The organism is Synechococcus sp. MU1651 (genome assembly GCF_023630635.1).
Classification (GTDB): domain Bacteria; phylum Cyanobacteriota; class Cyanobacteriia; order PCC-6307; family Cyanobiaceae; genus Parasynechococcus.
On record NZ_JAKUHJ010000007.1, the window covers coordinates 21,037 to 47,127 of the forward strand.

At 57.6% G+C, this 26,091-nt stretch carries 26 protein-coding genes and 1 tRNA gene; 11 read left to right on the plus strand and 16 right to left on the minus strand.

Annotated features, from left to right (window positions below; translation table 11 throughout):
- The first annotated feature begins 62 nt into the window (after nt 1-62).
- Nucleotides 63-1,883, plus strand: a complete 1,821-nt coding sequence (gene lepA / locus NCN05_RS07425; RefSeq protein ID WP_250397589.1) for a translation elongation factor 4 — start codon at nt 63-65, stop codon at nt 1,881-1,883.
- Between the two features lie 34 nt (nt 1,884-1,917).
- Here lepA and NCN05_RS07430 read toward each other — a convergent pair whose 3' ends face one another.
- The 9 genes from NCN05_RS07430 to NCN05_RS07470 all read right to left on the minus strand — a co-directional run bounded on the left by NCN05_RS07430 (nt 1,918) and on the right by NCN05_RS07470 (nt 13,032).
- On the minus strand, nt 1,918-4,041 hold the full coding sequence (locus NCN05_RS07430) for an ATP-binding cassette domain-containing protein (protein ID WP_250397590.1): 2,124 nt from the start codon (nt 4,039-4,041) through the stop codon (nt 1,918-1,920).
- A 4-nt stretch (nt 4,042-4,045) separates the two neighbouring features.
- Complete coding sequence (locus tag NCN05_RS07435; protein ID WP_250397591.1) at nt 4,046-5,953, minus strand: ATP-binding cassette domain-containing protein; 1,908 nt, start codon at nt 5,951-5,953, stop codon at nt 4,046-4,048.
- On the minus strand, nt 5,950-6,924 hold the full coding sequence (locus tag NCN05_RS07440) for a cyclic nucleotide-binding domain-containing protein (RefSeq protein WP_250397592.1): 975 nt from the start codon (nt 6,922-6,924) through the stop codon (nt 5,950-5,952). Before NCN05_RS07440 ends, NCN05_RS07435 begins: the two co-directional genes overlap by 4 nt.
- Nucleotides 6,925-6,964: 40 nt before the next feature.
- A complete protein-coding gene (locus tag NCN05_RS07445) occupies nt 6,965-7,621 on the minus strand; it encodes a hypothetical protein (RefSeq protein WP_250397593.1) in 657 nt (218 codons plus the stop codon).
- A 145-nt stretch (nt 7,622-7,766) separates the two neighbouring features.
- Nucleotides 7,767-9,467, minus strand: a complete 1,701-nt coding sequence (locus tag NCN05_RS12525) for a prepilin-type N-terminal cleavage/methylation domain-containing protein (protein ID WP_284500435.1) — start codon at nt 9,465-9,467, stop codon at nt 7,767-7,769.
- Entirely contained in the window at nt 9,468-10,070 is a 603-nt protein-coding gene (locus tag NCN05_RS07455; protein WP_250397594.1) for a type II secretion system protein, read from the minus strand. It lies immediately after the preceding gene.
- Between the two features lie 3 nt (nt 10,071-10,073).
- Complete coding sequence (locus NCN05_RS07460) at nt 10,074-11,714, minus strand: DUF7305 domain-containing protein (protein WP_250397595.1); 1,641 nt, start codon at nt 11,712-11,714, stop codon at nt 10,074-10,076.
- A gap of 68 nt (nt 11,715-11,782) precedes the next feature.
- Complete coding sequence (locus NCN05_RS07465; RefSeq protein WP_250397596.1) at nt 11,783-12,409, minus strand: type IV pilin protein; 627 nt, start codon at nt 12,407-12,409, stop codon at nt 11,783-11,785.
- A 332-nt stretch (nt 12,410-12,741) separates the two neighbouring features.
- Nucleotides 12,742-13,032, minus strand: a complete 291-nt coding sequence (locus tag NCN05_RS07470) for a hypothetical protein (protein WP_250397597.1) — start codon at nt 13,030-13,032, stop codon at nt 12,742-12,744.
- Nucleotides 13,033-13,061: 29 nt separating this feature from the next.
- On the opposite strand from NCN05_RS07470, the gene NCN05_RS07475 reads away from it, so the two are divergent.
- Both NCN05_RS07475 and NCN05_RS07480 read left to right on the plus strand, forming a co-directional pair.
- Nucleotides 13,062-13,934, plus strand: coding sequence for an ABC transporter permease (locus tag NCN05_RS07475; protein WP_250397598.1), 873 nt, complete (start codon nt 13,062-13,064; stop codon nt 13,932-13,934).
- 19 nt (nt 13,935-13,953) lie between these two features.
- The gene (locus NCN05_RS07480) at nt 13,954-14,169 is read left to right on the plus strand and encodes a hypothetical protein (protein WP_114988483.1); all 216 of its coding nucleotides are present in this window, start codon (nt 13,954-13,956) and stop codon (nt 14,167-14,169) included.
- 2 nt (nt 14,170-14,171) lie between these two features.
- Here the strand turns inward: NCN05_RS07480 and NCN05_RS07485 are convergent, their stop codons facing one another.
- Both NCN05_RS07485 and trmH read right to left on the minus strand, forming a co-directional pair.
- Nucleotides 14,172-14,345, minus strand: coding sequence for a hypothetical protein (locus NCN05_RS07485; RefSeq protein WP_250397599.1), 174 nt, complete (start codon nt 14,343-14,345; stop codon nt 14,172-14,174).
- A 63-nt stretch (nt 14,346-14,408) separates the two neighbouring features.
- On the minus strand, nt 14,409-15,098 hold the full coding sequence (trmH, locus tag NCN05_RS07490; RefSeq protein WP_250397600.1) for a tRNA (guanosine(18)-2'-O)-methyltransferase TrmH: 690 nt from the start codon (nt 15,096-15,098) through the stop codon (nt 14,409-14,411).
- A 95-nt stretch (nt 15,099-15,193) separates the two neighbouring features.
- Here trmH and NCN05_RS07495 point away from each other — a divergent pair, with 95 nt between their 5' ends.
- Together NCN05_RS07495 and NCN05_RS07500 are read left to right on the plus strand one after the other, a co-directional pair.
- Nucleotides 15,194-15,562: an MGMT family protein gene (locus NCN05_RS07495; protein WP_250397631.1), complete on the plus strand. Its 369-nt coding sequence runs from the start codon at nt 15,194-15,196 to the stop codon at nt 15,560-15,562.
- A 3-nt stretch (nt 15,563-15,565) separates the two neighbouring features.
- Nucleotides 15,566-16,903 carry a 16S rRNA (cytosine(967)-C(5))-methyltransferase gene (locus NCN05_RS07500; protein ID WP_250397601.1) on the plus strand — a complete coding sequence of 446 codons (1,338 nt, stop codon included), beginning with the start codon at nt 15,566-15,568 and terminating at the stop codon, nt 16,901-16,903.
- Nucleotides 16,904-16,912: 9 nt separating this feature from the next.
- On the opposite strand, the gene NCN05_RS07505 is transcribed toward NCN05_RS07500, so the two are convergent.
- Genes NCN05_RS07505 through petP form a run of 3 tightly spaced genes read right to left on the minus strand, consistent with a single transcriptional unit; the run spans nt 16,913 to nt 20,132 of the window.
- Nucleotides 16,913-18,955, minus strand: a complete 2,043-nt coding sequence (locus NCN05_RS07505; protein ID WP_250397602.1) for a transglycosylase domain-containing protein — start codon at nt 18,953-18,955, stop codon at nt 16,913-16,915.
- Nucleotides 18,952-19,905, minus strand: a complete 954-nt coding sequence (gene chlG, locus NCN05_RS07510) for a chlorophyll synthase ChlG (protein WP_250397603.1) — start codon at nt 19,903-19,905, stop codon at nt 18,952-18,954. Before chlG ends, NCN05_RS07505 begins: the two co-directional genes overlap by 4 nt.
- Before the next feature lie 11 nt (nt 19,906-19,916).
- Entirely contained in the window at nt 19,917-20,132 is a 216-nt protein-coding gene (petP, locus tag NCN05_RS07515; protein WP_114988478.1) for a cytochrome b6f subunit PetP, read from the minus strand.
- Between the two features lie 56 nt (nt 20,133-20,188).
- Between petP and hisF the strand changes: the two genes are divergently transcribed.
- The 6 genes from hisF to NCN05_RS07545 all read left to right on the plus strand — a co-directional run bounded on the left by hisF (nt 20,189) and on the right by NCN05_RS07545 (nt 25,034).
- A complete protein-coding gene (hisF, locus tag NCN05_RS07520) occupies nt 20,189-20,959 on the plus strand; it encodes an imidazole glycerol phosphate synthase subunit HisF (protein WP_186509032.1) in 771 nt (256 codons plus the stop codon).
- A complete protein-coding gene (ubiE, locus tag NCN05_RS07525) occupies nt 20,956-21,657 on the plus strand; it encodes a bifunctional demethylmenaquinone methyltransferase/2-methoxy-6-polyprenyl-1,4-benzoquinol methylase UbiE (protein ID WP_250397604.1) in 702 nt (233 codons plus the stop codon). The genes hisF and ubiE overlap by 4 nt, the downstream gene beginning before the upstream one ends.
- Nucleotides 21,658-21,736: 79 nt before the next feature.
- Nucleotides 21,737-22,087 (plus strand): hypothetical protein, encoded by a 351-nt coding sequence (locus NCN05_RS07530; RefSeq protein WP_250397605.1) that lies wholly within the window; start codon nt 21,737-21,739, stop codon nt 22,085-22,087.
- 42 nt (nt 22,088-22,129) lie between these two features.
- Nucleotides 22,130-23,020 (plus strand): glycine--tRNA ligase subunit alpha, encoded by an 891-nt coding sequence (glyQ, locus tag NCN05_RS07535; protein ID WP_250397606.1) that lies wholly within the window; start codon nt 22,130-22,132, stop codon nt 23,018-23,020.
- Nucleotides 23,021-23,026: 6 nt separating this feature from the next.
- Nucleotides 23,027-24,922: a ComEC/Rec2 family competence protein gene (locus NCN05_RS07540; RefSeq protein ID WP_284500443.1), complete on the plus strand. Its 1,896-nt coding sequence runs from the start codon at nt 23,027-23,029 to the stop codon at nt 24,920-24,922.
- Between the two features lie 25 nt (nt 24,923-24,947).
- Nucleotides 24,948-25,034 (plus strand) — tRNA-Ser (locus NCN05_RS07545).
- Nucleotides 25,035-25,098: 64 nt separating this feature from the next.
- Here the strand turns inward: NCN05_RS07545 and NCN05_RS07550 are convergent.
- Entirely contained in the window at nt 25,099-25,647 is a 549-nt protein-coding gene (locus tag NCN05_RS07550; RefSeq protein ID WP_250397608.1) for a DEAD/DEAH box helicase family protein, read from the minus strand.
- 161 nt (nt 25,648-25,808) lie between these two features.
- Nucleotides 25,809-26,078, minus strand: a complete 270-nt coding sequence (locus tag NCN05_RS07555; RefSeq protein ID WP_502988808.1) for a DUF8674 family protein — start codon at nt 26,076-26,078, stop codon at nt 25,809-25,811.
- Nucleotides 26,079-26,091 lie beyond the last annotated feature (13 nt).

Below are 26,091 nucleotides of genomic sequence, written 5' to 3' on the forward strand. Positions count from 1 at the left end.
TGCCGCTCCTTAGGATTGTGACAACGACGCTTTCTGGACCCGAGACGGGATTCCGCCGCTGCATGACCGACGCCCCCGTCTCACGGATCCGCAACTTCTGCATCATTGCCCACATCGACCACGGCAAGTCGACCCTGGCCGACCGCTTGCTGCAGGACACGGGCACCGTGGCCAACCGGGACATGCAGGAGCAGTTCCTGGACAACATGGATCTGGAGCGGGAGCGGGGGATCACGATCAAGCTCCAGGCCGCCCGGATGAACTACACGGCGGCCGATGGGGAGGAGTACGTCCTCAACCTGATCGACACCCCCGGCCACGTCGACTTCTCCTATGAGGTGAGCCGCAGCCTTCAAGCCTGTGAAGGGGCGCTGCTGGTGGTGGATGCCAGCCAGGGCGTGGAAGCCCAGACCCTGGCCAACGTGTATCTGGCGCTGGACAACGATCTCGAGATCATTCCGGTGCTCAACAAGATCGACCTGCCCGGTGCGGATCCGGATCGGATCAAGGAGGAAGTGGAGGCGATCATCGGCCTCGATTGCAGCAACGCCATCCCCTGCTCGGCCAAGACCGGCATGGGTGTGCCCGAGATCCTGCAGGCGGTGGTGGACCGGGTGCCCCCGCCGAAGGATGCGGTGGAGGAGCCCACCAAGGCGTTGATTTTCGACTCCTATTACGACCCCTACCGGGGCGTGATTGTGTACTTCCGGGTGATGAGCGGCCGGATCAACTGCAAAGACAAAGTGCTGTTGATGGCCAGCAAGAAGACCTATGAGCTCGATGAGATCGGGATCATGGCGCCGGATCAGAAGAAGGTGGATGAGCTCCACGCCGGTGAGGTGGGCTACCTGGCGGCCTCGATCAAGGCGGTGGCTGATGCCCGTGTGGGCGACACGATCACCCTGGTGAATGCACCAGCGGATGAGCCTTTGCCCGGTTACACCGAGGCCAAGCCGATGGTGTTCTGCGGCCTGTTCCCCACCGAGGCTGACCAGTACCCGGATCTTCGTGATGCGCTCGACAAGCTTCAGCTTTCGGATGCGGCATTGAAGTACGAGCCGGAAACCAGCAGCGCCATGGGCTTTGGCTTCCGCTGCGGCTTCCTTGGCCTGCTGCACATGGAGATCGTGCAGGAGCGGCTCGAGCGCGAGTACGACCTTGATCTGATCGTCACCGCGCCATCGGTGATCTACAAGGTGAACATGATCGATGGCTCAGAGGTGATGGTGGACAACCCCGCCACACTTCCGGATCCACAGAAGCGCGAGTCGATCGAAGAGCCGTATGTGCGCATGGAGATCTACGCGCCGAACGATTACAACGGCGCCTTGATGGGCCTGTGCCAGGAACGCCGCGGTGACTACATCGACATGAAGTACATCACCACCGATCGGGTGACGTTGATCTACGAATTGCCGTTGGCGGAGGTGGTGACCGACTTCTTCGATCAGATGAAGACGCGCACCCAGGGCTATGCCTCGATGGAATACAGCCTGATTGGCTATCGCAAGAACCAGCTGGTGCGGCTGGATGTGTTGATTAACGGTGAGCGGGCCGATGCCCTCACCACGATCGTCCATCAAGACAAGGCCTACAACGTGGGTAAGGCCTTGGTGGAAAAACTCAAGGAACTGATTCCCCGCCAGCAGTTCAAGATTCCGATTCAGGCTTCGATCGGTAGCCGGATCATTGCTTCCACCAGCATCAGTGCCATCCGCAAAGACGTGTTGGCCAAGTGCTATGGCGGTGATATTTCAAGGAAGAAGAAACTGCTGAAGAAGCAGGCCAAGGGCAAGAAGCGGATGAAGGCCATGGGCAAGGTGGATGTGCCCCAGGAAGCCTTTATGGCGGTGTTGAAGCTGAATGATGGAGGCGGGAGCTAGGTCTGGCTACTTGCTCTAGGCCTTTGCAAGGTGGTTACAGCTCAAACACCCGGTCTGCTCGCTTGATGCTGCCACTGCGATGGGCGGTCATCACCACCGTGCAATGTCTACGACGCAGCAGTTCATAGACCTTCGTTTCGCTGCTGCTGTCCAGCGCTGAAGTGGCTTCATCGAGGAGGAGCAGCTGGGGGTTCTGCAGCAGCACCCGACCGAGATTCAGTAGCTGGCGCTGGCCGCCGCTGAGGTTGAAGCGGCCGGGATCCAGCACCGTATCCAGCCCTTGGGGCAGTTGTTGCAGCACCGCGTCCAGCCCCAGGTCGTGGCAGATCGCATGCAACGCTTCATCGGTGATGCTCGGATCCCAGAGGGTGAGGTTTTCCCGCAGGCTCACATCCAGCAGTGCATCCTCCTGACGCACCATCGCTACAGCTTGGCTGCGCTGTTTGTGCGTCAGGCTCAGCAGCGGCTGCCCGTCCAGTAGCACCTGGCCTGAATCGGGCTGCAGCAGGCCGGCGATCAGGTTGAGCAGAGTGCTTTTGCCGCAGCCGCTTGGGCCGGTGATCGCAACCCATTCCTCGGCAGCCACCGTCAAATCAATGCTGTGGAGCAGCGGCGACTTGCCGGGCGTATGTCCGAAGCAAAGCTGCTGCAACTCCACCCCAATCGCCGGGCCCATGGAGAGCTCCACGGCTGGATCCTTCATTCTGAGCAACAGGGCATCGGTGGGTTCATCGTCCAGGGCAGCGAGACCATCGAGGGGCTCTCCAATCCCGCGCCAGTGCTGTTGTTGCCGCTGCAGCCGGTGAAGCACCCACCACCACAGCAGCACCGGGATCAGCACCGGCAGGCGCAGGCCACCAAGGCTGAGCATCAGCACGGGCAGCCCCCAGCCGACCAGAGTCGGCAGCCAACCGGTCAACCGGGCCTGACGCAGTTGCTGCAGTCGCTCTGCCGTGGCTTCCGCCTGGAGACCACTCCAGCGCTGCAGCACCCGCCGCTCGAGGGCCAGCGATTTCATCGTGCGGGGATCCTCGAGAGATTGCTGAAGGCTTTGCCGGGCTCGGCTCGCCTTTCGCACGGTCTGGTTGTCCTGGGGGCGGTGCAGGTTGTGGTCGAGCACCAGCAGGGTCAGCAATACCGGTGTGCCGCCCAGCACCAGAGTTCCCAGCAGGGGCTGGGCGCTGAGTTGCCATCCGCTCCATATCAGCAGGGCCATCACCGCTGGTAGCTGCCACAGCAGGTCATCGCCGATCACGTCGCTGATGCGCCGCAGACCCTGGTGACGGCTGCTGAGTTCCCGCAGCGCGTGCTGCTGCAGCGCCCATTCCGGCATCTGCAGCATCTGGCGTTGGATGCGGGCCCCACTGCGGACCGTGATCGTCCGGCGCACCGCCGCGATCAGACCAGGCATCACGGCGACGGCGAGCACCAGGCCCATCAGCAGTGTCGGAGGCACGGTTGTGTTGCCTGTGGTGGCCAGCCGGACCGCCAGGGCAACGGCAACCCCCTGACAGATCAGCAGCCTGACGGCCAGGGACGGGTGCACGCGCTGGAGTTGCCGGAGCAGTTCACGGGCCGGAGAGCGCCGCTGCCCACCCCGTTGGAAGTCAGCACTGGGCTGCATGCTGATCACGACCCCGGTGTAGGAACGATCGAACTCCTCGGGTGTCAGGCAGAGGCGGCCAGTAGCGGGGTTGTTCACCCAGATGCCCTGGGGGGTGATCGCCTCAAGGACGACGAAGTGGTTGAACTCCCAGAACAGGACCGCAGGGCAAGGCACTTCTTCCAGGCTGTTGAGTCCCCGCTTCATCCCCTTGGCGTCGAGCTGGTAGCTCAGGGCTGCGCGCACCAACTGGGCGGCGCTGCTGCCGTTGCGGGAGACACCGCAAGCACGCCTCAGGGCACTGATCGGTTCGATGCGTCCGTGGTGGCGCAGCACGATGGCCAGACATACCGCGGCGCATTCGGTGGTTTCCAGCTGGCGCAGTTCCGGCGTACGCCTCTGGCGTTGCTGCCAGTCCAGCTGAAGCAGCTCCACCAGTTCCGGGCCCAGTCGTCGCAGCGCGTCCAGCCGCGATTCGCGCTGGCGCTGGAACGGGGTCAGCCCCTCGTTGCCCTGGCTGGTGGCCTGCAGGGCGCGGTAGCGGAACAGCCCCATCGGCTCAGACCCCCTGCTGCTGCATCAGCGCGCGGAAGGCGCCATTGCTGTCGGCCAGGCTGACGTAATCCCCCTGCTGCACCAGTTCTCCGTTCTGCAGAACCAGGATCAGATCGGCCTCCTTCACTGTGCTGAGCCGATGGGCGATCAGGAGTCGGGTGCAGCGCAGCTGGCGCAGGGTGCTGAGCACCGTCGCCTGACTTCTTGGGTCGAGGGCACTGGTGGGCTCATCAAGAAGCAGCAGCTTTGGTTGGCCGATCAAGGCGCGGGCAATCGCCAGTTTCTGGCGCTGGCCGCCGGAGAGTTGCCGTCCCTCCCCAGGCAGTGGCGTCTCGAGCCCCATCGGCAGGGTCTTGAGGTCGTCGAGGAAGCCCACGGCATCGAGGGCTTCCATCGCCGCGGTCATCGTCAGGGGCCTTCCGGCGGCCAGCACGTCCCAGATCGTGTGTCCCACCAGACGTCCGTCCTGGAGCATCGCTCCGATCTGCGGCCGCAGCTGGTCCTGCTGGAGCAGGCGCGCATCGGTGCCGTCAAAGCGCAACACCCCGTGCTGCGCTTCCGCGAAGCCCAGCAACAAATGCAGCAGGGTCGACTTACCGCTCCCGGTGGGTCCCACCAGGGCGACATAACTGCCGGCAGGAATCTGCACACTCAGATCCTGCAGTGCCCACGAGCTGCGCTCGCTGTAGCGGTAGCTGATCGCCTCAAAGTCAATGGCGCCCTGGAGCGCACCGGGGTCAGTGGCACCGGGCTGCCATTCCGGCGTGCTGGCCAACAGGCCCTGGCCGGCCTTCCATTTCAACTGCAGGCTGACCAGGTTCTGAATCTGGTGACTGAGCAGCTGGCTGCTGGCCAGTTGCAAGGCGATCAGCGGCAGCACCTGCAGCGGCCTGCTGCCGTTCAGGCCCAACCAAATGGAGGCGCCTGTGCAGAACAAGGCGCAAAGCAGCGCCAGCGTGCGGTTGCGATCCAGGCGGCGCTGCCAAAGCAGGCCCTCCTGCTGGGGCGTTCTCCAGAACGACAAGGCATGGTCTTCTGCGGCGGCCAGCCGCAGGCTGGCGTTGATGCGCAGCAGGGCGAGGCTGCGTTGATCAGCCCGCTCGAAGGCCTGGTCGCGGTGAATGATCAGCGCGCGGTTGCTCCAGATCAGTCCGGCATGGGACAGCAGCCAGAGGAAACAAAGCCCCAGCAGCCCCAGACCCAGCAGCGGCTGGATCAAGAGCAGAAGCAGCGTGGCACCAGTAAGAGTGACCAGCGGGATCAGCAGACCGCGTAGAACCTCCGGTTGCCGTTGACCTGCCTGCAGGAGCAGTTGGATCAACCCGGATCCCAGGTTGTTCTGCAGCTGCACCACGGTGCGCAGGGGAAGTCGGAGCCACTGCTGCAGGGCGGCCACCGCCAACTGAGTGGCGCGAAGAGACGATGGCAACGGGCTGTGGTGACTGCGCAGCAGCAGAATCAGAACGGGCATCAGCAATGCCCCGGGATGCCCCTGAATGAGCAGGACGGCCAGGCCGATCCACAGCATCCCTTCGATGATGAGGGCGGCCGATTCGGAGCTGGGTAGTGACCAGAACCGGGGGAGCTGTTGATGGCCAGGCCACAGGCTCAGTACATCGCGGTCCAGTTGCTCAGGAGCTGGAGGAGTGGCGTGCTCGGATCCGATTGGCTGCCAAGTCAGCTGGAGGGTGGCGTCGTTTTGATTCACCAGCCAGATCCGGGCCGAGGGACTGCGTTCCCGTACCAGCCAGAGCCCTGAATCGATGGCGCAGGAGCTGTTCCACCAATCGGGCGGGAGTTGGAGCATGCGACTCGGGAGCCCCGCTTGCCAGAGCAAACGGGAAGCCGTGCTGAATTCACCGTCAGTCCAGTTCTGCAACAAGCGCTGAACCTGAACAGCTGTTTGGCTCATGCCGTTGCGAGTTGACGGCACAACCAATCGAAGCGGCGTCCAGCTTGGCTGATGTTTTCGAGGGTGTCGAAGCTGATGGCTTCATTGGCGGCTGCTCGACTGGCTAGTCCATGTCGCATCAGTTGGTCTCGGCATCGATGGGACAACAACATTGCTAAGGCCCGCTGAAATCGCTCTCGGAAGGCGGAGTCGGTCGACATCCGTTGAATCAATGGTTCATGAGGGAGAGCGAGAAGCTGCATGGAGTTTTGTGCCACGACGCGTGCAGTTGCAACTCCGTTTTGATTCAGTAATGCCATTTCTCCCAGGAGTTCGCCTCGGCGGGAGCTTCCCACCTCCTCCTCGTGGTTCGACGTCACCAAAACAATCTTGGCTTCTCCGGTGAGCACCACCCAGATCTGATTTAGCTGTTGGCCTTGTTCGATGAATGATTCTCCTTTTTGATAATTCATCACGCTCCCATGCCGGCTCATCCAGTCGATATCGAGATCATTGAGTTCTGCAAAAACAAGCAATACCTTGCGAAGTGGCTCAATTTCACTAGTGGCCCAGCGGTGCACCATCGCATTCTGGCTTTGAAGCTGCAGAGAGAGTTTTCGAGCGAGAACGTTATACAAGTCAGCAGCAAGTTCAGGATCACTGCCGATTGCTTTGCGAAGGTTTTCAAAAGGGATCCGAAGCCAACGGCTGCCAGTACTTCCCATCACACTAGCAACAGTGGCTCGGCCCTGTAAAAAAGACATTTCCCCGAATAAGGCAGGTGCATCGAGTGCTGCTATTTCGAGTGCTTCACCATCTCTTTGTTCGCTAGTGACATTTGCACTGCCCTCAACAAGGATTAGCAGCTCTTTCCCTTCAGAACCCTCTTCGATCAGTGTTGTTTCTTTGTTTAGCACTGATGCCGACTGCGTTCGCTCAGCCCATGCAAAAAAATCTGAACCAAAAAGTATGTCTCGGAGCTGTTCCCCCATCGCTTGGCATTAGCCTCTAGACACTGTTTTAACGCGCTTTTTAGGAGAGCCAACCTGAGGCAGGTGCCACCATCGAGGTTGACTGCACATCGTTCCCTCCGTGTCTGTAGGTCACTGTGATCCCATTTCCGTCGGCTTCAATAGTGCGAATGATGTTTTCATTGCCAATCTGCAGATTGGTTTGAATGCCGCTGCGCTCCGGGTTTGCGTCTATCAAATTCAGACTCTGAACGAAGTCCTCCCCGATGGCACCTGACTCAACCTGAGGGTTATACATTCCTGTAGCTTCATTGTAATTATGGTTGGTCAGCTGGTGACGTACAGACTCGATATTGGAATGTATGGTTGTATTGATCAAATCCTGTGATTGGCTGTCGCCAACAGCTCCAACGCTGTTGACAAACATTCCGCTCGCACCTGCCACCATTGCCATCAGTATTGTTGATGAAACCAGGGCTTCCGGTAGGCCGACACCGCCTGTAATTTGTTCTAATTGGTCAATACTTAAATCTGAGGATTCATTTTCGTTATCAAATGCATTCAGTGCATTAAGCAGATCATGGGTAGAAAGACGCTCTCCATTGATTTGGTGAAAGCTCTTTTCTCCTGTAGCAGATATTTTTTCTTTGGCCCAGTCTCGATCGGATGATTTATTAAGATCGACAAATTGGAATGTTATCGAGATAGAGCTGGTCATCCCATGAATCCCTTCGATACAACAATTTTAGATGTAACTGGGATATCTGTCATTAGGTTCTTGGTATTTCTGTTTTCTGGCCTGCTATTGACTATAGTGTGGAGTAGATGAATGCTGTTTCGTTGGGGTTACTGCTATGTTGTTTTTAGCATGAGTCCCTCTCAGATCCTGTTCTAAAGTTCATAGCTCTTAAGTTGCTGCAGTGATAGTTTCTGTTTCCTTCTTTGGTAATACGCGCGCCGTCATAGGAGGGTACTCGCATATCTGTATGTGCCCAAAACCCAATGTATCCATATCCCCCAAATGCTTCCCCCCCCCACTCGCATGTGTCATTGATTCTTGGACGATACATAAAACCAACAGTTCCCCATCTCGATATCCAGTGATCCGGATGGCTGAGAATGCAGATCTGATTGCTAATATCTTCCGGTAAAGAATCAATTGTTTCCTGTAATCTGTTGACCAGGAGTACTGATGTTTCTTCTCTGTTGTTTCTATCAAAAATACCAATGCCTGATCGGAGAATCCCCTTCAAAATTTCTGAGGTTGCTCTCAAGGCTTCCCAACGTGGGTCTTCAGCTGGCTCTGGTGGTTCTTGAATCTCAACTGCCAAAGTGCATGGACCAGGTGCTGGAGGTTCTAGGTTTTCGGCTTCTCCAGGTAACAGCTCTAATCTCTGATCATTGAAGACTAAAAGATCTCCCTCTATGATGTCCACTGATTTTCTATTGTTTTCTTGAACCTTTGAAATACGACAGCTCGAGCTATTGCAGTTATTTGATTGTAAATATTGATCCTTATTCTCTTTTAAAAAGATGATGTCATAACCATCTCTAGTTCCTACGATCCGGTCGTGTTCGCAGAACGAATTGTTTTGATCGATCCCTGGAAGATAGTAATTTGTTCCTAAGCCTCCTTCGAGAAGATCATCTCCCAATCCTCCAATTAGTGTGTCATCCCCTTCTCCACCTTGAAGGGTGTCGTTTCCAGCACCTCCCAAGATTCGATCATTACCATCACCGCCGAAGAGTTCACTTCCTTCAACTCCGCCGGCCTCAATTTGATCATTACCGTCTCCTCCATGAATGTTGTCGCCACCGCCAAAGCCACAGATCAACACGTCACCATCTGTTTCTTGACTCCACTGCATGCGATTTTGATCCGGTGTGAAATCATCAGAGCCTGAAGTGAGATTTATTTTGATGCCGTTTATGTTATTCCGATGATCTTGATTGCAAACACGTTGTTCTCCGGGACGGGTAATGACTGTTTGAATACGTGATCTGGCTGAACCCTGTACATTGTATGTTTTATTGTCAAGATCTTTGAGTGTAATTTCAAAATTAACAAGTTTTTTGTTTGCGATCGTCTGGACATATCCTCTTTCTACATCTTTTAATCCATTGATGATTATTCCATTTTCTAATTCTCTTCTGTAATTTCCAGAGTGGTCGAACGATGGACCACACCTCTTGAATAATATTCCTTCCCAGGCAGGATCATTCGTCGAGATATAATAAATTGACGGTTTTAGGTTCTGCTCTTTTGTAAAATGCAGTGCGAGCCTCGCTTGCTGAGGTTCGATGCCACAATTCTCAGCTTCTTCATTGCTGATCTCATCCACTGCATATTGCGAGCGATTGATTTCTGTTGTTATAAATCTATTGGCATTTGCCCAATCGCTGCGTATTCTGTCTCGACGGTGAATCCGTTGAGTTGACTCAATTTGGCTAACCATAACTTGGCCCGCCATTAACGTTGTTATCACGCCAAGTGCCGCAGCCATGAGCAGTTCAATTAAAGTAAAACCCTTGTCTTGAGTCATGTCGGGAATAGGTTTCTTCATTCACTCAGGAAAACTGCAGTTGTTTTCAATTACTCGTCCTTGACGTATTATTCCTGCAGGGCTTGTGATCGCAACGCAGTACCCACGTTGTTTTTTTGTGTTTATGATTTTAAAAAGAGCCCCTTGCGATACCATCCCTGTAGGAGTAAAAAATACACGGGTCGACAACAAAGGATTGCCTTCGTTGTTGATATCGCTTCCGTCGACTTCATTGCTGCATCTCATTTCATAGTTTAAGGGATTACTCGTGCCACATATCTTCCAACCATCTGTTGTGTCAATGCCTTCAGAGAAATTGCTTGATCCAATGCCGCTGCATTCACGTTGATTGCTGATTTCTATAGTTGCTTCTACATGATCGACTAACATTATGCAGGTTTTTGCGTCGGTTAAACTTCTAACTTTTGTCATTTCTGCATACGTAATCAGTGCTTGAATTGCTTCTCTTTCGCGCGCCTGTTGCGTCTGTTGTCCAAAACTATTGACGACAATCGTACTTAATATTCCAAGCAAGAGAGAGGTTATAAGAAGTTCGACAATGGTGAAGCCATTCCTGACTTTTGTTTGATCATCGCAACAGCAACAAGCTTGTTTTACTTTCATCTTTTAACGTGACGTTGTCCAATCAATTGTTCCAACAGCTACGTAGTCACTTGGCCCTACTGAGAAGCTTGGACCAAGCCGTTCTACAAGTTGTTCCGAGAGATTGCTGGGAACTGTAAGTTCTCCGGAAGAATTCAATGGATCAGATACCCATTCTCCGATCCAAGCAGCACCATCTAGGTCGCCCGACTTACACTCCCCATCGTGATCCCTATTAGATTGATTATCGAAGGCCACAAACTGCTCTTGTCTGGTTAAGCATTCAGCAGTATTTTCGAGATTGGGCGCTGCATTAATTTGTAAGCTTGCACACGGTGCAAAAATAAAAGCCTTGAGAGTATTGCTTCCTGTGAGTTGAATTGTTTGAGTGGTATTTCCCATGCAGCCTGTGCTTGTACCACTAATTATGAGATCGTTGGCATTTCCATCCTGATTGATCATGTGAGAATTAGAATTGGTTGTTAAATTGCCTTCAAGATATATGAATACTGGTCGTACTCCTTGGTCTGTTTGAATTGAAAGATTTTCACTCCCTTGGAGATTAATGTTGTTGATTAAGCAATGTACTTGTTTTTGCTTGTCTGTAATGCACATGGGTTTTCCAGCAGCGGGTCTGATGTGTGTTGTTCCTTCACATCCGTCACAAATCGGATCAAAAGCTGTTAAGGCTGCATTGGGTGATTTGATTTCGACTGACTCTTCCCCCTCTGTTTCAATATTTCCAAGCGAAACAAACTCTTTCAGTTCAGCTGGGAATTGAGGGACATCTGGAAGTTTTACCATACCCAAATTTATCTTTCCTTGAATAACGCTATCTCTTGACCTATTGATATCCTCATTGCTGGCGCAGCTTGTGCAGTAAACATTGGCCGTATTCTTCCCTATTACATCATCCGATCCAATATCAATGGTTCTTGCGAGAAGGCTGGGAAAATGGTTCGGATCAAACTCGTCTAAAAGTCTTCGAGAGCAGGGTTTGCTTTTGATTAGAATCGTTTTGTTAATTACTGATGTTGCTAATACTTGATTGTCGCGATTTGTCCTTGTTCCTCGAACTTGAATGATTCCTTTCCCGCCGTTCGCGTGATTCCCGTAGAAGGAATAGGTTTCAAGCTGCCACTTTCCTTTAATCGATTTGTTGTCTACTCCTCCATTGGCTTGCCCTATTTCTTGTTCTAGAATTATATTTTCGGAATAGTTAGAGAAGTTTCTTTCGTTTCCATTGTTGTTGCCAAGGCATGCTGCCATGGGTGTTCTAGGTAAGGGAGATTCATTTTGCCCCCATCCACCTATGTCTCTGCTTCCGCAAATGCTTAGCGGGTCAAATATCGCGTCCTGATTTCTTTTATAGCAATTCACCATTAAGTATCTGTAGTTGCTGTTTAGTTGCTCAATGATTTCTGCAATCCCTGTCTCTGCAATGTACTGCGCTTGTTGCTGATGAGTGCCTTTTCTTGCAGTGGATAGGGACCGGAATGTTTGCATGCTCAGCGTAAACCCGCTAATGAGCATAAAAAGGCCCACAATTAGAACAATTGGTAGGGCAAACCCTCTTTCGCTTTGTGAAGCAAACCTCAGCTTAATGCTACTTATGCTGTGCTGACTTTTCTTCTCTGCATTTCTTTTTTTGCTTTTTGGTTGCATCAGGCTGTTTTAAAGACGCAGTCATGGGCCGCTTCTTGTGCAGCGACCCGATTTACAGCCAAATTGTGTTAACTACATTTAAGGGCTGCTGTGACGGCATCCGCTCCTCTGCCATCAAACCGAACATCAGCGTTTGTTTTGAATGTCGAATCAATGTCTATTTTTCCTGTTTTTAGGTTGATGCAACCAAAAACTACTCCATCAACTTCCTGTTGGTTTTGGCCTTGCCCAACTTTTATCTTCGCGGATGCTTCTAATCCCTCATCATAATCCACAGGCTTGTTACCACCCCCCCTATCGTGAGGGTCTGCCGTGGCAGTCAAGATTCCTCCCCCTGGGAGAGGCCCTGCCGCAATTTTGTTTCCGTTAATATCTGTGACCGCATAGCGAAAACGTCCAGATTGACTGTTTTTATCCGCCGAATCATTCCCCATGGTAATTGCATCAGTTTCATTACTGCCGAACTGGTACTCAGCGTGAGCTGCTTTCAGGATTGCCGAAAGCTTTGTGCTTGCCTCGGTTAATTTAGCTTTATTTTGTTGGCTAAGGAAGCTGGGTAGTGCAATGCCTGAAAGGATGCCAACAATCACGATCACGACCATTAGCTCCACAAGTGTGAAGCCTCGGCTCAGTAGGTTTGACTTTGACTTGCGCTTTAGCAGCTGGAGGATTAGCCGCCCGTTGAGCTTTGCCATGGTTGACCTCGGTGTTTCCGTGATTTGGAGGAGAATTTTCAGTTCTTATATTGGCTGTGCTTCTGCGTTTCGACAATCTTGCTTGTTAATTTTTGATTAAATCTTTTCGAGTTGATTTTCTTGAGTGGTTTCCTTGCACCCCTTGCTTGTCCAGGCGTTTGAAGGCTTTGTGAAAATACGTTTAGTGCGCGTACATAATTGCCAAACAAGCCTTGCTTTTTTGTGTGTGTATTTGTAATTTAAATATATAATCTTGTTATAAGCTCCATTCCTGGATTTGGCTGTATTTAAAGGCGTTATTGGCTCCCCTGTTTGTTGAGCCTCTGGTTGATTTAATTTTTCTTTTCTTCCATCAGAGTTGTGATATTGGCGCTGGAGTGGAACAGCAACTGCCTTTTAAACTGGGCTGGGTCGTTTTGCATGCCAAGGATGGCTTTGTCGTAGAGCTCGATGCTTTGGCGGGCCAACTGCTGGTCGTTGGCCAGCAGATTGCGCTGATCGATCAACAGGCCCACCGATGAGGCCCCGGTGAAGCCGAGGAAGACCATCAAATAGGGAGCCAGCTGCAGCCGGCCTTGCAGGCTGCCCAGCAGCTGTTGTCGCCAGCGGTATCGGGGCGCCATGGCTTCATTCTTCCGCGGTTCGGGAGACAATGCATCTGCCTGAGGCCAACCTGCCCGTGACCCGCAGCCTCTCCACCCGCATGGCCCTCTGGGGCCTGGTGATTGTGGGGATTTACCTGCTGGTGGCCTTGATCACGCCGTTCTTGGTAAGTGCTGGCGTCCTTCCGGACGCCAATGCCGGCCTGGAGAATCCGATCTACTCCGCTCCCAGCTGGACCCATTGGTGCGGCACCGACCGGCTCGGCCGGGATGTGTGTGTGCGCACCATGGCCGGCAGTGGAGTGGCGCTTCAGGTGGTGTTGCTTGCGGTGGGTGTGGCCCTGCTGGTTGGTGTGCCCCTGGGCATGGTGAGTGGTTATTTCGGCGGCGCTGTCGATCGCCTGATGGTCCTGCTGATGGACACGCTCTACACGCTGCCGGTGTTGTTGCTTTCGGTGGTGTTGGCCTTTCTGCTGGGCAAGGGCATTCCCAATGCCGCCGCCGCCCTATGTGTGGTGTACGTGCCGCAGTATTTCCGTGTGGTGCGCAATCAAACCGCCCAGGTGAAGAGCGAGCTGTTTGTGGAGGCGGCCCAGAGCCTCGGGGCGGGGCCGCTCTGGATCCTGCGGCGCTACCTGTTCCGCAATGTGATCACCTCCGTGCCGGTGCTGCTCACCCTCAATGCCGCTGATGCAGTGCTGGTGTTGGGTGGATTGGGATTTCTCGGCCTGGGTCTGCCGGAGACCGTGCCTGAATGGGGTGGTGATCTCAACCTGGCTCTTGCCGCAGTGCCCACAGGGGTGTGGTGGACTGCGCTGTTCCCTGGCCTGGCGATGTTTGTGCTGGTGCTGGGGCTGTCCTTCCTCGGCGAAGGCATCGAGGCCTGGGTGAGCGGCGCAGAAGCCCGGCCCGCGTCAGACTGACCCCATCGGCACGGGTGTGATGGCCTGGTGGATCAGCTTGCTGTTGCTGAGCATGGCCGCGCTGCTCTGGAAAAAGAGCTGCGACAGCACCGATGACGTGATCGCCTTGCTCGAGCGGATCCTGGCCACCACCTTGATGTTGGTGGTGGTGCTGGTCAGCCGAAATCTGCTGCTGGAAACGGCGGTGTTAATCGCCGCGGTTCAGTTGCCTGGAGTGCCGCGGCGACCGCGCTGAATTCAGGCTGGTTTCTGTGCCTTCACCTCACGGATCGAAATCCGGCAGGAGCTGGGGAAGATGGCGTGGGCCGCTTCCACGGCATGGCTGAGATCGTCGGATTGGAGCATTTCTTCGCCCCATTCGTTGCCGCAGTGATAGGTGACCGCGTACTGGTGCAGCTGTTTGTTGTCCATTGCTGACAATCCGCTGCTTTGGTTATGGCCCAGGGTTCAAGCAGATACAAGTCTTCCGTTGGATCAGCAGCGCAGCTTCACAGTTCGCGGCAACTCCTCCATCAGCTCCCCCTCCTCACTCAAGGCGGGGTAAGGCCGTTCCTGCTCCCGGCACCAGCGGGCCACCTCGGGGTAGGACCACTCCAACAGCAACTGCTGGTATTGCTCTGGCTTCAAGCCTTCGCCCTGGGTTGGAGCCAGTCCGGCCACCTGGCGTTGGCGCAGCGCTTCAAACAGCAGGGTTGCGGTGGCCACTGACACGTTCAGGGACTGAACCATGCCTCGCATCGGGATGAACAGCGCTTCATCCATCAGGTCCCGGGCTTGATCGGTCAGCCCCCATTTCTCGGCCCCGAGCACGAAGGCGGTGGGCCCGGTGAAGTCGCACTCCCGGTAGTCCTTGGCATCCACCCCGAGATGGGTTCCGTAGAGTCGGAATCCTTTCGCTTTGAGATGGCGGATGGCTGTTTCGGTGTCGGGATGGTCGTGCAGAGGCACCCATTTCTGACTGCCCTGGGCCGTGCTGTTGAAGGTGCGTGGTCGCCCGTCAAAACTCACCGCGTGGGCCTCCAGCGCCCCGACGGCATCACAGCTGCGCAGGATGGCGGAGAGGTTGTGCGGTTTCTCCACGTGTTCGAGTAGCACCGTGAGATCCGCCATGCGGTGGTTGAGCACGGATTTCAGCCGCTCAAACCGTCGCGGCAGCAGGGGCATGGGCGGTCAGTCGGGAGAGAGCAACAGGTGGGGTCCTTCCATGCTTTGGGGTCTGGAACGACAATCAAGAAGTCAGCGCTTCCGTCGCCATTCAGATCCCGCCCGAGGATCCCTCCGTTGAACCGTACGTCTCCGGCGGCACGTTTGATCAGCGTGTCTGGAGCCAGGTGGCCCGCATCCCCCACGGTCGCTTGGCAACCTACGGCCAGATCGCTGATTTGATCGGTGCCTTTGGTTGTGCGCGTCAGGTGGGTTGGGCCTTGCGCCGGCTCAAGCTCCCGTCCAGCGTTCCCTGGCACCGCGTGGTGAACGCTCAGGGCCGGATTTCGATGAGCCTCAGCCGTGAGGGCAGTGACTGGATCCAGCGTGATCTTCTGCTGGCTGAGGGCATTCCGGTGGATGAGGAAGGACGCTTGCCGCTGCGTCAGTTCCTCTGGCACCCGGACGCCCATGCTGGGGATTGATTCGTGTCGCTCTTGTCTGATTCGGCTCCGATTGGACTGCTGCCGCGCCGTCTCGCCTGGGATGTGTTGCAGGCGGTTGCGGCTGGGGCCTATGCCGATGTTGCGCTGGAGCGGGTGCTGCGGGAGCGGGACCTCAAGCCTTCGGATCGGGGATTGGTGACCGAGCTGGCCTATGGGGCGATCCGCCAACGGCGCACTCTCGATGCCTGGCTGGATCGGCTGGGCAAGGTGCCGGCCGAGAAGCAACCGCCCAAGTTGCGCTGGCTGTTGCATGTGGGGCTCTATCAACTGCTGTTGATGGAGCGGATTCCAGATTCAGCAGCGGTGAACACCGCTGTGGAATTGGCCAAAACCAGCAAGGGATTGGCCCGGCTGGCCCCTGTGGTGAATGGGGTTCTGCGGGCGGCGCTGCGGGCGCGTGAGGCCGGCGAAACCCTGCCACTGCCCAACGATCAGCCGGCTCAGCTGGCCCAGGCCCATTCCCTGCCGGATTGGTTCACCCAGTTGTTGATCGAGTGGCGCGGGGCTGAAGGGGCCGCGGCGGTGGCCAGCGCCTGCAACCGGGTGCCGGATCTGGATCTGCGGGTGAACCGGTTGCGCTCGAGCCCCTCGCAGGTGCAGCAGGATCTGGCCGCGTCTGGCATCAACAGTGAGTCCATCGTTGGTTGTCCTGACGGCCTGCGCATCTCAGGCCACAGCGGCGATCTGCGCCACTGGCCGGGTTATGCCGAGGGCCATTGGTGTGTGCAGGATTGTTCGGCGCAGTGGATTGCACCTCTGCTCGATCCCAAGCCGGGAGATCGCATCCTGGATGCCTGCGCTGCTCCGGGGGGAAAAGCCACCCATGTGGCGGAGTTGGTGGGAGATCAGGCGGAGATCTGGGCTGTGGACCGTTCAGCCGGACGGCTCAAGCGCGTTGCGGCCAATGCCGCCCGGCTGGGCCTCGCTTCCATTAATGCTCTGGCTGCGGATGCCTCCAATCTTTTGGAGCAGCGCCCCCACTGGCGTGAATCCTTCCAGCGCATTTTGATTGATGCCCCCTGCTCGGGGCTGGGAACCCTGGCCCGTCACCCCGACGCCCGTTGGCGGGTGACGCCCCAATCCATTCGTGGCCTTTTGCCCCAACAACAGGCTCTCCTGGACGGACTTTTGCCGTTGTTGGCTCCTCGAGGCGTGTTGGTGTACGCCACCTGCACCATTCATCCCGATGAAAATCAGAAACAGATCCAGGCGTTGTTGAAGCGACATCCATCGCTCTGCCTGGAGCAGGAGAGCCAGCTCTGGCCGGATCAAGCAAGAGGAGGAGATGGCTTCTATTCGGCTGTGCTGAAGCGGGCTTAAGGCCTTGGATCAATCCCGGTTCCAGCGACGTCCTTGTCGATCGACGCTTCTGCCTGGCGTGCTGTTTCTCCAGAGATAGGGGGTCTGGCGAGGCGGAGGCGTCAAGGGAGTGAGCGCGGGCAGCTCCGTCGGTTGAGCTCCATCAGGATCGCCGCTGCCATTCCCCTTCTCCTGCCCTGGTTTGGTCTTCGGTGGTTTGGCGATCGTTTTCGGGTCAACAGCCAAGCGCACTTCGCGTTTCAGCTTGGGTTTGTCGGGGAAGTTGCGGACGGGGATCTCGTCCTTGATCTGGATCATGAATTGCTTCCAAGCCCATGCCGCCTCACCGCTGGTGCTCTTGGTGGCGCGGTCGTCGTCGTATCCGAACCAGACGCCCGTTGTGAGCTGAGGAATCGAGCCGATGAACCAGAGATCACGGGTGTTCTCTGACGTTCCCGTTTTGCCGGCCACCTGTCGATCGTCGAGTTTGGCGGCGATGCCGGTTCCGCCGGTCACCACCCGCTGCAGCATCCAGTTCATGGTGTCTGCCACATCACTATCAATCGCCCGCTTGCCTCGGTTGTCGCTCAGGCGCCTGCTCCAGAGAAGCTCATTCTTCGGTCCACGGATTTCCTCAAAGGGGCTGGGTGTGAAGAACACGCCGCGGTTGGCCATGCCGGCATAGGCGGCGGTCATGTCGAGGATGGTTTGCTCGTAGGCCCCGATGGCCATGGGGTAGTACTTGCCGAGAGGTCGCTCGGTGCCGATGTTGAAGTTGTTGGCAACTTCAATGACGGCATCAAATCCAACGATGTCCTGCAGTTGAACCGCCACCGTGTTGAGTGAGTTCTTCAGGGCATCGGCCAGGGAGATGTTGCCGTAGTACTTATTGCCAAAGTTTTTGGGGCAGTAGCCGTTCCAGCACCGCTGGGCATCGAACACTTTGGTTTCGGGCTTCAATCCCCGATCAATGGCCGCGGCGTAGGGAAACAGCTTGAAGGTGGAGCCCGGAGAGCGCAGCGCCAGGATGGTGCGGTTGAACTGGCTCTTGGAGAAATCCTTGCCGCCCACCATCACCCGCACCAGTCCGTTGCCGGGATCGATCGAAACCATCGCGCCCTCGGTGTTGAAGGGGGCATTGGCTCGAATTACCTGTTGAGCTTTCTTCTGCCAGTCGAGATTCAGGCTGGTGCGCACCTTGACCCCGCCCACTTCCAGTTGTTCGGGCGTCAGGAATTTGGGCAGCTCCTGGGCAATCCAGGTGGTGAAGTAAGGCGCTGAACTGTTGAAGTACTTGGGTGTTGCGGGCTTCAGTCCAAGAGGGCTGGTGCGACCGCGCTCTGCCTCGCTAGCAGAGATGAATCCGGCCTGGGCCATGCGATCAAGAACGATCGAGCGCCGCTCTTTGGCCAGATCCGGATTCACCAGGGGTGAATAAAACGATGGCGCCGGGGGCAGCCCAGCGATCATGGCTGCTTCAGGAACCGTGAGCTGCTCCGGGGTTTTGGAGAAGTAGATCCAGGCCGCATCGGCAACGCCATAGGCGCCGGAGCCCAGGTAGACGTAGTTGAGGTACTGCTCGAGGATCTGCTGCTTGCTCAGCTGGCGCTCCAGCTTCATGGCCAGAGCCGCTTCCTTGAGTTTGCGGGTGATCGTGCGGTCTTGGCTCAAAAAGACGGTTCGAGCCAGCTGCTGGGTGATGGTGCTTGCCCCTTCCCGAACAGCGCCTTGGCGGACATTGGTGACGATGGCCCTGGCGATGCCCCAGCCATCCACACCGTCGTGCTGATAGAAACGACGGTCTTCGGCGGCGATGAAAGCCTCAGCCACCGTTGGCGGCATCGCACCGGGTTTCACCTTCTCCCGCGTCGCTGGCCCCAGCTTCTGGATCACCTTGCCGTTGGTGGAGAGCAGGGTGATCGTTCCCGGCCGATTGAAACTGGCAATCCCCCGGGCATCCGGGAGGGTGGCATCCACCAGTTCCGTCAGGGCGCGCATGCTTAGAGCAGCGCCCACGCCCACTGCAGCTGCTGTGCCAGCGATCAGTGCCCAGTGCAGGCGGGAACGGTTCACATCACCTGGGTCAAGGGGCTATGGCCCACGGCCAGAGCGGTCACCAACATGCCGAGCACCAGAAAGGGCTGGGCACTGGCCTGATATTTCACGTCAAAGGCCACGGGGTCTCTCAGCAGCCAGATGTCCTGGAAAGTGATCTGGGGAACGATCAAGAGAACCAGCAGAACCGCTGCGAAATGCTGGCCGATCCCGATCAAGACGGCAACCATCGCCAGCTGAAACACATCGATCATCGCGGCGCTGATCCAACTGGCGCGTTTGATGCCGAACACCACCGGCAACGACTGAAGCCCGAGTTCACGGTCGCCCTCAACGCTCTTGAAGTCGTTGACGACAGCAATGCCAAGACCCGCAAGGCTGTAGGCCAGGGTGAGCAGTGCAGTGCCCCAGGTCAACTGCCCAAACAGGGCCTGGCCGGCCCACCAGGGCAGGGCGATGTAGCTGGCGCCGAGGGCGTAGTTCCCCAGCCAACCGTTCTGCTTCAGCTTCAGCGGAGGTGCTGAATAGATGTAGCTCACAAACGAGCCACCCAACGCCAGCAGAAACACCACGGGGGTGGTGTGGCCGGCCCAGCGGTCGAGTCCGTAGGACACGCCCAAACCGGCGATCAGCAGCACCCAGATCTGCAGCTTCACCTGGCCCAGGGGAATTGCGCCTGATGGGATCGGCCGATACGGCTCGTTGATCGCGTCAATCTCGCGGTCGTAGTAGTCGTTGATGGTCTGAGTAAAGCCCGCCAGCAAGGGGCCGCTCATCAACATGCAGGCGAAGGCTGCGAGCACGTGGTCCACACGCCACTCGTAGTTGCCGCTGGCTGCGGCACCACAGATCACCCCCCAGATCAGGGGGATCCAGGTGACCGGTTTCATCAGCTGCAGCCGCAGCTTCCAGATGTTGGTGGTGCCCGAGGCACCCTTCATCCCAAGCAGCTGACGCGCGTCGCTCACAGAGACAGTCCTCAGGCTGCGGCAATTTCGTCTTCGAAGAACCAGCTGGTGGAGCCATCGCTGAGCTCAACAACCACACCGATTCCTTTGCCGTCGACGGTGCGGAAATCCTTCACCGTGCCGTTGGCGTCCTTCTTGAGAAGGTCAACCATGGCCTGGGGAATGCGATCACGCACGCGGGTCACGCGAACCTTGGAGCCGATCGAGATGGCGTCAGCCTGGGACATGGCCTGCGAGGCTTGGAGAGTGGCGCAACCTTAACAGTCGCTTTTGCGCCGAATCGATGGTTGCTCTGCGTCTGATTCCCTGCCTGGATGTCGCCCGAGGACGGGTGGTGAAAGGTGTCAATTTCGTTGGCCTGCGCGATGCCGGCGATCCAGTGGAGCTGGCTTGCCGTTACAGCCGGGCAGGGGCGGATGAACTCGTTTTCCTCGACATCGCAGCCAGCCATGAGGGGCGCGGCACCCTGATCGACATGGTGCGTCGCACAGCTGAATCGGTCACGATTCCTTTCACGGTTGGCGGCGGCATCAGCACCGTTGAGGGAATTACCGAGTTGTTGCGGGCCGGTGCCGACAAGGTGAGCCTCAACTCTTCGGCGGTGCGGCGGCCTGAGCTGGTGCGAGAGGGGGCCGATCAGTTCGGTTGCCAGTGCATCGTCGTGGCCATTGATGCCCGTCGTCGCGATGCCGGCGGCTGGGATGTGTACGTGAAGGGAGGCCGCGAGAACACGGGCCTCGATGTTGTGGAGTGGGCCCAGCGGGTGGCTGGCCTCGGGGCTGGAGAGATCCTGCTCACCTCGATGGATGGTGATGGCACCCAGGCTGGTTACGACCTCGCCCTGACCAGGGCCGTGGCCGATGCGGTCCCCATCCCGGTGATCGCCTCCGGTGGTGCGGGTTGCCTGGATCACATCGCTGAGGCGTTGGACGTGGGCCCCGAGGGAGGCCATGCTTCCGCAGCTTTGCTGGCCTCGTTGCTGCATGACGGAGTTCTCACCGTGGAACAGATCAAGCAAGATCTGCTTTCCCGTGGCCTGACGATCCGTCCATGAAGCCTGGTGATCCCGCGGCGGTGGAACAGCTGTTTGACGCTGTCGCTCCCCGCTACGACCGCCTCAACGATGTGCTCAGTTTCGGGTTGCATCGCCAGTGGAAACGTCAATTAGTGCGCGCCCTCAAGCCGATGGCTGGCGAGCATTGGCTGGATCTGTGCTGCGGAACGGGGGACCTGGCCTTGGAACTGGGGCGATGTGTTCGCCCCGCTGGTGCTGTTACTGGTCTCGATGCCGCCGCTGCTCCTCTGGAGCGCGCCCGCCAGCGCCAGCGCCAGCAGCCCTGGTTGCCGGTGACCTTCCAGCAGGGGGATGCTCTGCAAACCGGCTTGCCCACTGCCTGCGTGGATGGTGCGGTGATGGCCTACGGATTGCGCAATCTGGCGGACCCCCTTCAGGGGCTAAAGGAACTTCGCCGGCTGTTGAAGCCCGGCGGGCGTGCCGGGGTGCTGGATTTCAATCGTCTGCCCCAAAGCGGCGCGGCGGCTGCCTTTCAGCGCTTCTATCTGCGTCGCCTGGTGGTGCCCGCTGCCGCCTCTGTGGGCTTACGGGAGGAATACGCCTACCTGGAGAAAAGCCTTAAGCGCTTTCCTGCGGGGCCTGAACAGGAGCGGCTGGCACGGCAGGCGGGATTTGCCGAAGCGAACCACCGCTCGCTCGTGGCCGGGCAGATGGGCGTTTTGATCCTTAGGGCATGAATCTTCGCCTGCGTCGCTTGCGACACGCCCCGCTGCTGACGTAGGAAAGCTGAAGAGAACGTTAAGGGGAGGTTCCGGTTTGGCGTTTCCGCTGCCGAAGCTGCTGCCCCGCATTGAAGAGCTGCTTCAGGAAGTGCAGTGGCTGGATGGCCTGATCCTGATCACCGACTCCGACCGCACCTGTTTCGTCTCCTTCTCGCAGGTGGATCCACTGTTGCGTCGCCTGCGCCAGCGCCCCAAAGGACCGGAGGTGGCTGAAAAGCTCTGCATGTCCTTGCTGGATTGCCATGGCAAGGGCGGTGCAAAGCCAGTCCTGGTCTTTCAGGGGGATGGCAGTTTCTGGCTCGGAATGATTGGTCCCAGCGGCAACAATCCGCATCGCCATCACGCCATCGCGCACCTGCACCGTTGCCTGGCTTTGGAGGGCTGACCGGCCACTGGGCAGAATCGGAACCCAGGACGCCCCGGCCCAGTGCATTTTCAGGACATCATCAGCACGCTCAACCGGTTCTGGGCAGACCAGGGATGTCTGTTGCTGCAGCCCTACGACACCGAAAAGGGTGCCGGCACCATGAGCCCCCACACGGTGCTCCGGGCCATTGGCCCGGAGCCCTGGGCCGTGGCCTATCCCGAACCCTGCCGTCGCCCCACCGATGGCCGTTATGGCGACAACCCCAACCGGGCCCAGCACTATTTTCAGTACCAGGTGCTGATCAAGCCATCCCCAGATGGCATCCAGGAGACCTACCTGGCGTCATTGGAGGCGTTGGGCATCAAGGCCGCTGACCACGACATCCGTTTCGTCGAAGACAACTGGGAGTCCCCAACCCTCGGCGCCTGGGGCGTGGGCTGGGAAGTGTGGCTCGACGGCATGGAGGTGACCCAGTTCACCTATTTCCAGCAATGCGGCGGCATCGATTGCAAGCCCGTTTCGATTGAGATCACCTACGGGCTCGAGCGGCTGGCGATGTATCTCCAAGACGTGGAAAGCATCTGGGACCTCAGCTGGAATAGCGAGCGCAGTTATGGCGAGATCTGGCTGCCGTTTGAAAAGGGGCAGTGCCACTTCAACTTTGAGGCCTCCAATCCCGAGCGGCTCAAGCAGTTGTTCGCCATCTATGAAGCGGAAGCGGCAGATCTGATCGAGAAGCAGCTGCCGGCACCGGCCTTGGATTTCGTTCTGAAGTGCAGCCACACCTTCAACCTGCTGGAGGCACGTGGCGTGATTTCCGTGACGGAGCGCACCGCCACCATCGGTCGGATCCGCAACCTGGCCCGCAAGGTGGCCGAGGCCTGGCTGGCGGAACGGGAGGCCCTTGGTTTCCCGCTCATGAAAGGGGGAACTCTCGAGACAGCGGCCTGATGGTTTCTGCGTCGACGTCGTTCTGCTGATGCCATTGCCCTCTGTCTCCTGGCGCTCCTTGTGCTTCGAGGGGTGTTGTGGGGGGCGCCGACGCCGAGCCGATCCGATCCATCTCGCCTGATCCAGACGCCACCGGCGGCCGTGGCGATCAGCGGGCGCTTGCTTGCCGATGTGCGCCGTTTTCCCTCGGGGTGTTCCGGTCTGTTGGAGCTGTATCGGATCGATGCTCGTCGGGTCGACGGGCGAACCGAGCTGCAGTTGCCTGAGTGCCCTGCACCCCTGCTCCAGGGCTGGCGTGTCCAGGCCACGGGGGTGTTGAGGCGTCCGCTGCCAGCGGTACACCCGCTGTTGCCGGGATCGGCAGAACGTCTAGCCCGCCAAGGCAGTTGGAGTCAGCTGCGTGTCGAGAGCATCGAAGTGCTGCAGCGTCCATGGACGCCGTTGGCTGATCTGCGGCGCGATGTTGCTCAACGGCTGCAACAGGCCGTGGGGCCGGGGCGGGGCGGTTTCCTGGCTGCTCTGGTGCTGGGCAGCGCCCAGGTGCAGCTCCCGGAAGACATCCGAGCGGCGTTCCGCATGGCCGGCTTGTCCCATGCCCTGGCGGCATCGGGTTTTCACCTCTCCGTACTGCTCGGCAGTGTGCTGATGCTGGCCCGCCGCTGGCCTCCTGGCCTGCGGCTTCCCCTGGCGGCCACGGCGCTGCTGCTGTTTCTCTGCCTTGCCGGAGCCCAGCCATCGGTGGTGCGGGCGGTGCTGATGGCTGCGATGGCCTTGCTGATTCGTGAGGCAGGTCATCACAGCCGTCCCGTCGGTGTGTTGTTGTTGACGCTCAGCGGCATGTTGCTGTTGTGCCCGGCCTGGGCTTTATCGATTGGTTTTCAACTCAGTGCGGCGGCCACAGCTGGGCTGATCCTTACGGCTCCTCGCCTCGAGAAGGCTGTTCAAGCGTGGTTGCCGGATCGCTGCCAGGGCCTGGCAGCAGCGTTGTCCATCCCTGTGGCGGCCTTGCTCTGGACGCTGCCGCTGCAGTTGCTCCATTTCGGTGCCATGCCGTTGTACGCCCTGGTTGCGAATCTTCTTGTTGCCCCGCTGCTGGCGCCGCTCACTCTGCTGGCCATGCTCTCGGCACTGTTGGTTCTCGTGGGGCCTACGGCTGTGCTGCCCCTGCTGCTGTGGCCTGTTCATCAGTTGGCGGGCCTGGTGATCACCATGGCCAGCTGGATCAGCCACTGGCCTGGGGCTCAACTGCTCACCGGACGTCCCCAGATGTGGGTGATTGCCCTGCTGGTGCTGGGCTTGCTGCCTTGGTTGCTGGGGGCAGGGCCCTGTCGCCGCTGCTGGTCGTTGATCCCCCTGGCAACCGCCATGCTCGTCCACGGCCTCGTGCAGTTGGGCGATGGTTTGGTGACGGTGGAGCGGTTTGATCGTCACTGGTTGCTGGCTCGCCATCGTGGGCGTGCCGCTCTGGTGAGCACCCATGGCGATGCGCGCAGTTGCCGGATGGCCAAGAAGCTCGCCGCTGTGCACGGCCACGCCCGTCTGGACTGGGTGCTGCTTTTGGATCCTGTGGCCACAGACGTGCTGGCCTGCTGGCAAGCGCTGGCCCACCGCGTTGAGGCTCCCCAGCAAGGTCGGTCTCCCATCGCCATTGGGCAGGTGTTGCGGAGCACTGGCTTGTCGGTGCAACGCCTGCAGCAGCGCTCTGGAGCACTGGTGATGCGGGTGGGGCGTCAGCGCTGGCAGTTGTTTCCTAGCCCTCAGGCCTTGTGGACACTGCAGGATCAGCAGCGATCAGCTCCCCAGCAGGTTTTTACCGGAATATGGCTGGGCTTCAAACCTTCCAAACCACAGCGTCGCTGGCTTCTGGAGCATGGAGCGGGTTCCCGGGTCGTCGGCCTTTAAACTGCGGGGACGCCTGAGGGCGTGTGGAGAGGTGGCAGAGTCCGGTTGATCGCGCACGACTCGAAATCGTGTAGGGGTAACACCCTCGTGGGTTCGAATCCCACCCTCTCCGTTTTTGAATCAACCAATGCTGACCGCTAGGACAATCTGAGCTCAGTATCTGTATCGAGCTTTTGTTAGTTGGGTATTGACTGCAGGAAAGATTCGTTGAATGTATTGATCAGACAGCAACTTCGCATTTTGTAGTTTGTAGCTTCTGCGAGCCAATTTCTGTATTCCCTGTGATATAGAAAATCAGAAATCCTGTTGCTAACTTTTGCTGAAAGAGCAATCAGCGCTGCTTTCATTGATGGTTCATTCTCCGTGTGGAGCCGATCAAAGATGCGTTGTCGCCATTCTTTCGGTGAGGTGTAAAGGGTGATTACATCGATCCGTTTGGTTCGTTTCGAGATCTCCCGCAACAGCTTCAAATTGTTGTTGTGGTTGATGCTCGTTAGATCGATGTGAAGCAGCAGGCAGTGTTGCAGCTTTCGAGTTTTCCGTTTTTTGTAATTGGCTGGATCCATGAGCCGCTGCATTCGTTCAACTGTGGAGCGTTTCAGGCGTTGATTCGGATCACAGCCCAGATGGTTGAGGACGCTCAAGGTGAATGCATCGAGAGGTGTCCGGCTCAGTTTTTTCAGCTCCGTCTTGCCGGAGCCAGATGCGCCCGCGATCACAATCACGTGGCGAGCCCGACGGCCCTTGTTGCTCCCCCTCATTTCGTCGCTTGTCGCGTCGCCCGAGGCAATCTTGCATGCCGGAGGAGTTCAATCCCTGTGCGTATCTTTTCGAGCGCTACAGCAGGGTTTCTCTCCAGGTTCTTTCGGTGCTTATTTTGAACTGCTCAGGAGTGGAACAAAAGCACCAGTCCCTGTTCCACTTGATGAAATTCTCGTTCCTCTCGGCTTAGGTCGAGCCCCACATTGAGGCCTTCTTTGAGTGCGTCCTCAAAAGGCGGTGTTGATGGCGGAGCGCTGTCAATCCAGAGTGCCGCTATCCCCACCGCTGTGGCATGCCAACGGAATCGGCTCGTTGTGCCGATGTCCGGTTCATTCAACGCCTCCTCCAGGAGGATGTTGATGGTGATGTTCGTGCTGGACATGAGCACCAGCATCGTGATCTTGGCC